The organism is Hylemonella sp. P2_B10 (genome assembly GCF_056404875.1).
The window spans coordinates 1-9,177 of record NZ_JBFUDE010000009.1; the positions used below are offsets into that span (position 1 = coordinate 1).

16 protein-coding genes and 1 pseudogene are annotated in these 9,177 nt (G+C 60.9%); 15 read left to right on the plus strand and 2 right to left on the minus strand.

The genetic code is table 11. From position 1 onward, the window contains the following. The 13 genes from AC1DX2_RS25720 to AC1DX2_RS25780 form a co-directional block, all read left to right on the plus strand. On the plus strand, positions 1–199 hold a 199-nt coding region (locus AC1DX2_RS25720), incomplete at its 5' end, for an EF-Tu C-terminal domain-related protein (protein ID WP_477199293.1). Between the two features lie 29 nt (positions 200–228). Then, positions 229–543 carry a 30S ribosomal protein S10 gene (gene rpsJ / locus AC1DX2_RS25725; RefSeq protein ID WP_028250951.1) on the plus strand — a complete coding sequence of 105 codons (315 nt, stop codon included), beginning with the start codon at positions 229–231 and terminating at the stop codon, positions 541–543. Positions 544–781: 238 nt separating this feature from the next. Continuing rightward, on the plus strand, positions 782–1,459 hold the full coding sequence (rplC, locus tag AC1DX2_RS25730) for a 50S ribosomal protein L3 (protein ID WP_477199294.1): 678 nt from the start codon (positions 782–784) through the stop codon (positions 1,457–1,459). Continuing rightward, entirely contained in the window at positions 1,459–2,079 is a 621-nt protein-coding gene (gene rplD, locus AC1DX2_RS25735; protein WP_477199295.1) for a 50S ribosomal protein L4, read from the plus strand. The genes rplC and rplD overlap by 1 nt, the downstream gene beginning before the upstream one ends. Next, on the plus strand, positions 2,076–2,399 hold the full coding sequence (gene rplW / locus AC1DX2_RS25740) for a 50S ribosomal protein L23 (RefSeq protein WP_477199296.1): 324 nt from the start codon (positions 2,076–2,078) through the stop codon (positions 2,397–2,399). Before rplD ends, rplW begins: the two co-directional genes overlap by 4 nt. 2 nt (positions 2,400–2,401) lie before the next feature. Continuing rightward, entirely contained in the window at positions 2,402–3,226 is an 825-nt protein-coding gene (gene rplB / locus AC1DX2_RS25745; protein ID WP_477199297.1) for a 50S ribosomal protein L2, read from the plus strand. A gap of 11 nt (positions 3,227–3,237) precedes the next feature. Continuing rightward, positions 3,238–3,516 carry a 30S ribosomal protein S19 gene (rpsS, locus tag AC1DX2_RS25750; protein WP_271232859.1) on the plus strand — a complete coding sequence of 93 codons (279 nt, stop codon included), beginning with the start codon at positions 3,238–3,240 and terminating at the stop codon, positions 3,514–3,516. Positions 3,517–3,526: 10 nt separating this feature from the next. Continuing rightward, positions 3,527–3,856 carry a 50S ribosomal protein L22 gene (gene rplV, locus AC1DX2_RS25755; RefSeq protein ID WP_477199298.1) on the plus strand — a complete coding sequence of 110 codons (330 nt, stop codon included), beginning with the start codon at positions 3,527–3,529 and terminating at the stop codon, positions 3,854–3,856. A 16-nt stretch (positions 3,857–3,872) separates the two neighbouring features. Continuing rightward, positions 3,873–4,766, plus strand: coding sequence for a 30S ribosomal protein S3 (gene rpsC / locus AC1DX2_RS25760; protein ID WP_477199299.1), 894 nt, complete (start codon positions 3,873–3,875; stop codon positions 4,764–4,766). A 2-nt stretch (positions 4,767–4,768) separates the two neighbouring features. Further along, positions 4,769–5,185, plus strand: a complete 417-nt coding sequence (gene rplP, locus AC1DX2_RS25765; protein ID WP_029708121.1) for a 50S ribosomal protein L16 — start codon at positions 4,769–4,771, stop codon at positions 5,183–5,185. A 15-nt stretch (positions 5,186–5,200) separates the two neighbouring features. Next, entirely contained in the window at positions 5,201–5,407 is a 207-nt protein-coding gene (rpmC, locus tag AC1DX2_RS25770) for a 50S ribosomal protein L29 (RefSeq protein WP_477199300.1), read from the plus strand. An 11-nt stretch (positions 5,408–5,418) separates the two neighbouring features. Next, the gene (gene rpsQ, locus AC1DX2_RS25775; protein WP_477199301.1) at positions 5,419–5,688 is read left to right on the plus strand and encodes a 30S ribosomal protein S17; all 270 of its coding nucleotides are present in this window, start codon (positions 5,419–5,421) and stop codon (positions 5,686–5,688) included. A gap of 98 nt (positions 5,689–5,786) precedes the next feature. Next, positions 5,787–6,293: a redoxin family protein gene (locus AC1DX2_RS25780; protein WP_477199302.1), complete on the plus strand. Its 507-nt coding sequence runs from the start codon at positions 5,787–5,789 to the stop codon at positions 6,291–6,293. A gap of 96 nt (positions 6,294–6,389) precedes the next feature. On the opposite strand, the gene AC1DX2_RS25785 is transcribed toward AC1DX2_RS25780, so the two are convergent. Together AC1DX2_RS25785 and AC1DX2_RS25790 are read right to left on the minus strand one after the other, a co-directional pair. After that, entirely contained in the window at positions 6,390–6,878 is a 489-nt protein-coding gene (locus AC1DX2_RS25785) for a GNAT family N-acetyltransferase (RefSeq protein WP_477199303.1), read from the minus strand. A 16-nt stretch (positions 6,879–6,894) separates the two neighbouring features. Continuing rightward, entirely contained in the window at positions 6,895–7,566 is a 672-nt protein-coding gene (locus tag AC1DX2_RS25790; protein WP_477199304.1) for a cytochrome b/b6 domain-containing protein, read from the minus strand. A 150-nt stretch (positions 7,567–7,716) separates the two neighbouring features. Between AC1DX2_RS25790 and AC1DX2_RS25795 the strand changes: the two genes are divergently transcribed. Together AC1DX2_RS25795 and AC1DX2_RS25800 are read left to right on the plus strand one after the other, a co-directional pair. After that, on the plus strand, positions 7,717–8,169 hold the full coding sequence (locus tag AC1DX2_RS25795) for a c-type cytochrome (RefSeq protein ID WP_477199305.1): 453 nt from the start codon (positions 7,717–7,719) through the stop codon (positions 8,167–8,169). 507 nt (positions 8,170–8,676) lie between these two features. After that, a pseudogene (locus tag AC1DX2_RS25800) lies at positions 8,677–9,177 on the plus strand (heme utilization protein); the annotation flags it as partial.

A 9,177-nucleotide genomic window follows, 5' to 3' on the forward strand; every position in this document is an offset into this window, starting at 1 on the left:
GTTGTTCTACTTCCGCACCACGGACGTGACCGGTGCCATCGAGTTGCCCGAAGGCAAGGAAATGGTCATGCCTGGTGACAACGTGACCATCACGGTCAAGCTGATCAACCCCATCGCCATGGAAGAAGGCCTGCGCTTCGCCATCCGCGAAGGCGGCAAGACCGTGGGCGCCGGTGTGGTGGCCAAGATCATTGCCTGATAGCCCATATTTAAGAAAGATTAAATACCATGGCTACCAAGCAAAAAATCCGCATCCGCCTGAAGGCTTTTGACTACAAGCTGATCGACCAGTCGGCTGCCGAGATCGTCGACACCGCCAAGCGCACCGGCGCCATCGTCAAGGGCCCCGTGCCCCTGCCCACGCGCATGAAGCGTTTCGACATCCTGCGTTCGCCGCACGTCAACAAGACCAGCCGTGACCAGTTCGAGATCCGCACGCACCAGCGCCTGATGGACATCGTGGACCCCACCGACAAGACGGTGGACGCCCTGATGAAGCTGGACCTGCCGGCCGGCGTGGACGTAGAAATCAAGCTGCAATAAGCGGCTGCAAGCAGTTTGACGGGCCGGCTCCCGGGTCATTCCGGGGCCCGGCCCGTCTAACCTTTGAGAGTGGGGGCGCGGGACTTGCGTAAAAGCCGGGCACGCGTTATACTCTTAGGCTCTGTTGGGTTGGCCAAAGCTTTGCTTTTGTCTTTTCAGCAGAGTTTTATTAACAGTCTTCCACGCAAAAACGTCGTAACCAATTGCAGTTGCGGCGGTGGAAGTTACGGAGAAAACAATGAGTCTGAGCAACTCCCTGGGGTTGCTGGGCCGCAAGGTGGGCATGATGCGTCTGTTCACCGATGACGGGGATGCTGTTCCCGTCACGGTGGTGGATGTGTCCAACAACCGTGTGACCCAGGTCAAAACCCAAGAGAACGATGGCTACGTCGCCCTGCAGGTGACGTTCGGTTCGCGCAAAGCTTCGCGTGTGACCAAGCCTCAAGCCGGCCACCTCGCCAAGGCGGGTGTTGAAGCCGGTGAAATCACGCAAGAATTCCGTATCACGCCTGATGCCGCTGCCCAGTACAAGACTGGCGCCACGGTGGCTGTGAGCTCGGTGTTTGCCGTGGGCCAGAAGGTGGACGTGCAAGGCACCTCCATCGGCAAGGGCTTCGCCGGCACCATCAAGCGCCACAACATGAGCTCTCAGCGTGCTTCCCATGGTAACAGCCGTTCCCACAATGTTCCTGGCTCCATCGGTATGGCCCAGGACCCGGGTCGCGTGTTCCCTGGCAAGCGCATGACGGGCCACCTGGGTGATGTGACCGTGACGACGCAGAACCTGGACGTGATTCGCATCGACGAAGCGCGCCAACTGTTGTTGATCAAGGGTGCCATTCCCGGTTCCGCCGGCGGTTTTGTGACCGTCCGCCCGGCCGTCAAGGCCAAGCCCGCAGCCAAAGGAGCGAACTAATGCAGCTCGAACTCCTGAATGACCAAGGCCAGGCCTCGTCGAAGTACGACGCGCCTGAGACCGTGTTTGGTCGTGAATACAACGAAGACCTGGTGCACCAGGTGGTCGTGGCCTTCCAGGCCAACGCCCGCCAAGGCACGCGCGCCCAGAAGGACCGCGGCCAGGTTCACCACTCGACCAAGAAGCCCTTCAAGCAAAAGGGCACCGGCCGCGCTCGCGCCGGTATGACCTCTTCGCCGCTGTGGCGCGGGGGCGGTCGGATTTTCCCGAACCAGCCTGACGAAAACTTCACCCAGAAGATCAACAAGAAGATGTACCGTGCCGGCATGGCCTCCATCTTCTCGCAGCTGGCCCGTGAAGGCCGTCTGGCCGTGGTGGACTCCATGAAGGTGGAGTCGCCCAAGACCAAGACGCTGGCCGCCAAGTTCAAGGCCATGAATCTGCAGTCCGTGATGGTGATCGCCGACGAAGTCGACGAAAACCTGTACCTGGCTTCCCGCAACCTGCCCAACGTGCTGGTGGTGGAGCCGCGCTACGCCGACCCGGTGTCGCTGGTGCACTTCCGCAAGGTGCTGGTGACCAAGGCCGCCATGGACCAACTCAAGGAGATGTTCGCATGAGCGCCGCGCAAGTGAACAAATTTGACGAAGGCCGCCTGATGCAGGTGCTGATCGCTCCCATCGTGTCCGAAAAGGCCACGATGATTGCCGACAAGAGCAATGCGGTGACCTTCAAGGTGTTGCAAGGCGCCACCAAGCCCGAGATCAAGGCCGCTGTTGAACTGATGTTCAAGGTCGAAGTCAAGGGCGTGTCGGTTGTCAACACCAAGGGCAAGACCAAGCGTTTTGGCAAGTCCATCGGCCGCCGCGACAACGTGCGCAAGGCTTATGTGACGCTCAAGCCGGGTCAGGAACTGAACCTGGGCGGGGAGGCTGCTTAATCATGGCCGTTATCAAAATGAAACCGACTTCACCAGGCCGTCGTGGCGTGGTGAAAATTTCGCGTGACCACCTGTATAAGGGTGAAGCCTATGCGCCGCTGCTGGAATCGCAATTCCAGAAGGCCGGCCGCAACAACAACGGTCACATCACCACCCGTCACAAGGGCGGTGGCCATAAGCACCACTACCGTGTGGTGGACTTCCTGCGCAACAAGGATGGCATTCCGGCAAAGGTCGAGCGTATTGAATACGATCCGAACCGTTCCGCGCATATCGCCCTGGTGTGCTACGCCGATGGTCATCGTGCCTACATCATCGCCCCGCGTGGCCTTGAAGTTGGCGCGTCCATCATGAGCGGCGCTGAGGCCCCGATCCGCGTGGGCAACACGCTGCCGGTGCGCAACATCCCGGTGGGTTCCATCGTGCATTGCATCGAGCTGCAGGTCGGCAAGGGCGCGCAAATCGTGCGCTCCGCCGGTACCTCGGCCACGCTGCTGGCGCGCGAAGGCACCTATGCCCAGGTGCGCATGCGCTCTGGCGAAGTCCGCAAGATCCACATTGACTGCCGCGCCACCATTGGCCAGGTTGCCAATGAAGAGCACAGCCTGCGCCAGTTGGGCAAGGCCGGTGTGAAGCGCTGGATGGGTATCCGCCCGACCGTTCGCGGTGTGGTGATGAACCCGGTCGACCACCCGCACGGTGGCGGCGAGGGCAAGACCGGCGAAGGCCGTCATCCTGTCGATCCGTGGGGTAACCTGACAAAGGGTTACCGTACCCGTAACAACAAGCGCACACAGGTCATGATCGTGTCGCGTCGCAAGAAGTAAGGGGCACGAGAATGACTCGCTCTCTGAAAAAAGGTCCGTTCGTTGACCATCACCTGGTTGCCAAGGCCGACAAGGCCGTCACCAACAAGGACAAGAAGCCGATCAAGACCTGGTCGCGCCGCTCCATGATCCTGCCCGAGTTCATCGGCTTGACCATCGCCGTGCACAACGGCAAGCAGCACGTGCCGGTCTACATCACCGACCAAATGGTTGGCCACAAGTTGGGTGAGTTCGCGCTGACCCGTACTTTCAAGGGCCACCCCGCGGACAAAAAAGTCCAGAAGAAGTAAGGGAATGACCATGGAAACACGTGCAACCCTTCGTGGCGTCCGTCTGTCCGTTGACAAGGGCCGCCTGGTGGCGGACCTGATTCGCGGCAAGAAGGTCGATCAAGCCCTGAACATCCTGCAGTTCACGCAGAAAAAAGCTGCCGTGATCATCAAGAAGGTTCTGGAGTCCGCCATCGCCAACGCCGAACATAACGACGGTGCCGACATCGACGAATTGAAGGTCAAGACCATCTACGTCGAGCAAGGTGCCACCCTGAAGCGCTTCACCGCGCGCGCCAAGGGCCGCGGCAACCGTATCAGCAAGCCCACGTGCCATGTGTACGTGACGGTCGGCAACTGAAAGAGGTCTGGAAGATATGGGACAAAAAATCAACCCCACCGGCTTTCGCCTGTCGGTGAGCCGTAACTGGGCCTCGCGCTGGTACGCCAGCAACCGTGACTTCGCCGGCATGCTGGCCGAAGACATCAAGGTGCGTGAGTACCTGAAGACCAAGCTGAAGAACGCCTCGGTCTCGCGCGTGCTGATCGAGCGCCCCGCCAAGAACGCCCGCATCACCATCTTCTCGGCACGTCCGGGCGTGGTGATCGGCAAGAAGGGCGAGGACATCGAAAACCTGAAGCGCGAACTGGGCAAGCAATTGGGCGTGCCGGTGGCAGTCAACATCGAAGAAGTGCGCAAGCCCGAAATCGATGCCAAGCTGATCGCCGACAGCATCACCCAGCAGCTGGAAAAGCGCATCATGTTCCGCCGCGCGATGAAGCGCGCCATGCAGAACGCCATGCGCCTGGGCGCCCTGGGCATCAAGATCATGTCCTCGGGTCGTCTGAACGGCATCGAAATCGCCCGCTGCGAGTGGTACCGCGAAGGTCGCGTGCCGCTTCACACGCTGCGCGCAGACATTGACTATGGCACCTCTGAAGCCAAGACCACCTATGGTGTGATCGGCGTCAAGGTCTGGGTTTACAAGGGTGACACGCTGGGTCGTAACGACCTGCCGGCCGCCACTGAACCCCGTGCCGAAGAAGAGCGTCGCCCGCGTGGCCCGCGTCGTGATGGTGGCCGCCCTGGCACTGACCGCCCCGCTCCGCGCGGCGCTCGTCGCCCGGTTGGCGCCGCTACGGCACCGGCTGACGGCAGCGACAAACCCGCCGAGGCCACCCCTGGTGCCGAGGCCCCGAAAACCGCCGTTAAGCGCGTCCGCAAGGTAGCCGCGCCAGCTGCAGCAGCTGACGGCGCCAAAGGAGAGTAAACATGCTGCAACCCGCTCGCAGAAAATACCGCAAAGAGCAGAAGGGCCGCAACACCGGCATCGCAACCCGGGGTAGCTCGGTTGCTTTCGGTGACTTCGGCCTGAAGTGCACGGACCGCGGCCGCCTGACGGCGCGCCAGATCGAGGCAGCACGCCGCGCCATTTCGCGTCACGTCAAGCGTGGCGGCCGTATCTGGATCCGCGTCTTCCCCGACAAGCCGATTTCCCAAAAGCCCGCAGAAGTGCGTATGGGTAACGGCAAGGGTAACCCGGAGTACTACGTGGCTGAAATCCAGCCCGGCAAGATCGTGTTCGAGATCGTCGGTGTGCCCGAAGAGCTGGCCCGCGAAGCGTTCCGTTTGGCTGCCGCCAAGCTGCCGCTACGCACCACCTTCGTCGCCCGCATGATCGGCCAGTAATCAGGAGCCATTGATATGAAAACTACTGAACTGCGCACCAAGGACGTTGCCGGCCTGAAGGCTGAGGTCAAAGAGCTGCAAAAGGCCCATTTCGGCCTGCGCATGCAAAAGGCCACGCAACAATTGAACAACACCGCTACGCTGCGCTCCACGCGCCGCGACATTGCCCGCGCCAAGACCATCCTGGCCGAGAAGCAAAGCGCTGAAAAAGCCGCCAAATAAGGAGCCACTAAATGACGGAAGCTAAAAAATCCCTCAAGCGCACCTTGATCGGCAAGGTGGTCAGCGACAAGCGTGCCAAGACAGTCACCGTGCTGATCGAACGCCGCGTCAAGCACGAGCTGTACGGCAAGATCGTCGGCAAATCCAGCAAGTACCACGCCCATGACGAAAAGGGCGAGTACCACCTGGGCGACATCATCGAGATCACCGAGAGCAAGCCGATCTCCAAGACCAAGAACTGGGTGGCTACCCGCTTGGTGGAAAAGGCTGCCACGGTTTAAAGCCCTTGCGGCTTGAAGACTGCAGGTCTGACAAAAACGGCTCACAATGTGAGCCGTTTTCTTTTGTAAGTTCAAATCAACGCATAGAGGAGTTCAAGATGATCAAAGTAGGCGACACCCTGCCAGCAGCCACGCTGATGGAATATTCCGAAGTGGAGGGCGAGGGCTGCAGCATCGGCCCCAATGCGGTGGATGTGGCCAAGGCCACAGCCGGCAAGACCATCGCGCTGTTCGCGCTGCCTGGCGCCTTCACGCCCACTTGCTCGGCCAAGCACGTGCCCGGCTATGTGGAAAAATTCAACGAACTGAAGGCCGCCGGCGTGGACGAGATCTGGTGCGTCAGCGTCAACGATGCTTTCGTCATGGGCGCATGGGCGCGCGACCAGAAAACCGCCGGCAAGGTGCGCATGCTGGGTGACGGCAGCGCAGCCTTCACGCAAGCCACGGGTCTGACGCTGGATTTGACCGGTAAGGGCATGGGCCTGCGCAGCAACCGCTATTCCATGCTGGTGAAAGACGGCAAGGTGGCCACGCTGAACATTGAAGGCCCGGGCAAGTTCGAGGTCAGCGACGCCGGCACCATGCTGGCGCAGGCCAAGGGCTGAACAGGTGGGGTGGCCTGTCCGGGAACGTGAACAGCCGGACAGCTACAAACAGTTGAGGACAGAGCACCGCTTCGCGGTGGTCTGTCCCGCAATGTCTCAGATTTCCACTTTCAAGTAATGCGACCCGGCAATCGGGTTGTGGTAATAGGGCGGCACTTCCTCAAAGCCCAGGTCCTTGTACAACGCGCGGGCGGCTTCCATGTCGTCCAGCGTGTCCAAAAGCACCCGGGCATAGCCGGCGGCGCGGGCGGCATCCAGCGCGGCTTCCACCAGTTGGCGGCCCAGGCCCAGGCCGCGAAAGTCAGCGCGCACGAACAGGCGCTTCATCTCGCAGGCGTTCGGGTAGTCCACCGTGTTCAGCGCCCGCACAGCGCAGCAGCCCGCCAGGCGCTGGTCCACATAGGCCAGCAGCAGCGCGCCGCCAGGTGCCGCGTAGGCGCCTGGGAGCGTGGCCAGTTCCTGGTCAAAGTTCTGGAAACACAGGTCCACAGCCAGGCTGGCTGCGTACTCCCTGAAGATAGTGCGCACCAACTCCAGCTCTTCAGCCTGCTGCGGGGCGCGTATCTTGATGGAGGGTTGCTTCACGGCCAAACTGCCCACCTCACCCAGCAATCTTCACCATCAGCGCTACCGCGCCAGCACAGCCTGCGAACACAGCGGCTGCCACCGCGCGAGATGCCCCGTCGTCCCGCGAGGCCGGTGTTTCAGCGGGCAGTTCCATCTTGCCGTCCACCATGGGGGCGATCAGGTTGCGCCGCTTGCGCATTAAATAGAACATCACGGCCGCCACATGCAACAGCAGCAGCGCCAGCAGGATGTATTTGCCATAGGCCTTGTGGTAATGGGTGGCCAGGCTGACGGTGGAACCGGACACGAACTTGGCCAGCGGGCCACTGGAGGCGATCTCGTCGTCGCTGATCAACCCTGAGCCAACCTGTACCAGCAAAAACCCCAGCATGGCGAACACCGACAGTGCACCCAGCGGTGAGTGCCCAGCTGCCTGATCGGTATGAGCCTGGCCTCTGGCTTGGCGCCAGGCGGCCATGGGTGAGTACAAGAAAGTCTGAAAACGTGACCAGTGCCCGCCCACGAAGCCCCACACCAGTCGGAACAGCAGCAGGCTGGCCACCGTATAGCCCAGCCGGAAATGCCATGGCATCAGCGCACCCCCCACCTGGCCCGTGACGGCCATGCCCAGTACGCACAGCACCAGCGCCCAATGGAACAGGCGGGTGGGTAAATCCCAGACTTTCTTTGTGACGGTGCTGGCCATGGGCGTTGCGGCTTTCTGGATGGTGGCGGCGAGGCATCAGTTTAGCCGCTGGCATCGCCAGCCAGCCAGGGTTGTCATGTGCTGCGTCAAACGGCAAATCGAATTAAACTCGCCCAGGTTCTCGCCCCCATCACCATCCCAAGGAATGCCATGAAGAATCTGTTCCGCCTGTTGTCCGTTGCCGCGTTGATGACTTTGACACTGCCGGCCTTTGCGCAGTTTGCCAAGCCCGAGGACGCCATCAAGTACCGCAAGAGCGCCATGTTCATCATGCAGCAGAACTTCGGGCGCGTGGCCGCCATGGCCACGGGCCGGGCTCCTTTTGACGCCAAGGTGGCCGCAGACAGCGCCGCGGTTGCCGAATACATGTCCAAATTGCCATGGGCGGCGTTTGGCGAAGGCACCGACAAGGGCGACACCAAGGCCAAGCCGGAAATCTGGAAAGAGCACGCCAAGTTCCAGGAAGCAGCCGACAAGCTGCAGGCCGAAATGAGCAAGCTGGCTGCCGCCGCCAAAACCGGCAACCTGGACAGCATCAAAGCCGCTGTGGGCGCGGTTGGCGGTTCGTGCAAGACCTGCCACGATGCCTATCGTGCGCAGTAAAGCGACGTACGCTTAACTTGGCAGGTGCCCGCCTTCAATGGCGGGCACGCAAACGCCTGGACCATCCGTCCAGGCCGGGCCCGCTGACGGTGGGCCGTTTTAGGCAGCCAAGTCTTACTTTGGTCACAGTGCGCTTGGATGGGCGCGGTACATTCGTGCACGCGCATGGTCGTGGCAGGCCGGACCATTTGTAACAACGCACCTTGTGACGGGCGGGTTGCTCAGGTTACAAAATTCCTCAAGTTCTCTGTCAATACGGCCGAAATAGTGACGATGGGGCGCAAAAGGTGTCTTTTTCGCGGTCTTGGTAATCTGTGACTGCGTGTGAAATAGTGCGCAAATGTGTGTGTTTTTGTAAAGAGTGCTCGGGTGGCGCAGACTAAGATAGCCGCTAGCGTAGAAGCGGCGTCTTTTGTATGGCGTCTTTTGGGTTGTTGTAGCGAATCAATGCTGTTCCGGCCGCGCGGGCCGGAGCAAGCTTTTGTCTATTGAGCGGGGATCTTCACCATGGCCAGTATCATCACCAGCCTGAGCACGTCGCAGATTGCAGGGCTTTCCACCGGCTCTATCAAATCCTTGACGACGGACGATTGGGCGGCCTTCAACACCGCGCAGTTGCAGGCTCTCACCACGGTGCAAATGCCGGCCATCACTACGGATGGCTTGCAAGCGCTGACCACGGCGCAGTTCACCGCCATCGMMACMGMCGACATCCGTGCGYTGACCTCGGGCCAGATGAAGGCCCTGGGCACCAACGAAATCGACGTCATGACCACAGCGCAGATCGCCGCGCTGACCTCGGGCCAACTGGGCGCGCTGACCAGCGACCAGTTTGCCGTGTTCACCACCGGCGACCTGGCAGCCCTGAGCTCGCAAGCCATAGGCGCACTGCCCACGGCCACCATCGCCAACATGACCAGTGACCAGATCATTGGCCTGACCACGGCACAGGTTCCCGGGCTGACCACAGGCCAGATCAAGGCACTGACCAGCGACCAGTTCTCAGTG

Bases quoted from the DNA above. Each gene is read 5' to 3' on its own strand.
- rpsJ (WP_028250951.1), top strand. From the start codon at position 229: ATGGCTACCAAGCAAAAAATCCGCATCCGCCTGAAGGCTTTTGACTAC.
- rplC (WP_477199294.1), top strand. From the start codon at position 782: ATGAGTCTGAGCAACTCCCTGGGGTTGCTGGGCCGCAAGGTGGGCATG.
- rplD (WP_477199295.1), top strand. From the start codon at position 1,459: ATGCAGCTCGAACTCCTGAATGACCAAGGCCAGGCCTCGTCGAAGTAC.
- rplW (WP_477199296.1), top strand. From the start codon at position 2,076: ATGAGCGCCGCGCAAGTGAACAAATTTGACGAAGGCCGCCTGATGCAG.
- rplB (WP_477199297.1), top strand. From the start codon at position 2,402: ATGGCCGTTATCAAAATGAAACCGACTTCACCAGGCCGTCGTGGCGTG.
- rpsS (WP_271232859.1), top strand. From the start codon at position 3,238: ATGACTCGCTCTCTGAAAAAAGGTCCGTTCGTTGACCATCACCTGGTT.
- rplV (WP_477199298.1), top strand. From the start codon at position 3,527: ATGGAAACACGTGCAACCCTTCGTGGCGTCCGTCTGTCCGTTGACAAG.
- rpsC (WP_477199299.1), top strand. From the start codon at position 3,873: ATGGGACAAAAAATCAACCCCACCGGCTTTCGCCTGTCGGTGAGCCGT.
- rplP (WP_029708121.1), top strand. From the start codon at position 4,769: ATGCTGCAACCCGCTCGCAGAAAATACCGCAAAGAGCAGAAGGGCCGC.
- rpmC (WP_477199300.1), top strand. From the start codon at position 5,201: ATGAAAACTACTGAACTGCGCACCAAGGACGTTGCCGGCCTGAAGGCT.
- rpsQ (WP_477199301.1), top strand. From the start codon at position 5,419: ATGACGGAAGCTAAAAAATCCCTCAAGCGCACCTTGATCGGCAAGGTG.
- AC1DX2_RS25780 (WP_477199302.1), top strand. From the start codon at position 5,787: ATGATCAAAGTAGGCGACACCCTGCCAGCAGCCACGCTGATGGAATAT.
- AC1DX2_RS25790 (WP_477199304.1), bottom strand. From the start codon at position 7,566: ATGGCCAGCACCGTCACAAAGAAAGTCTGGGATTTACCCACCCGCCTG.
- AC1DX2_RS25795 (WP_477199305.1), top strand. From the start codon at position 7,717: ATGAAGAATCTGTTCCGCCTGTTGTCCGTTGCCGCGTTGATGACTTTG.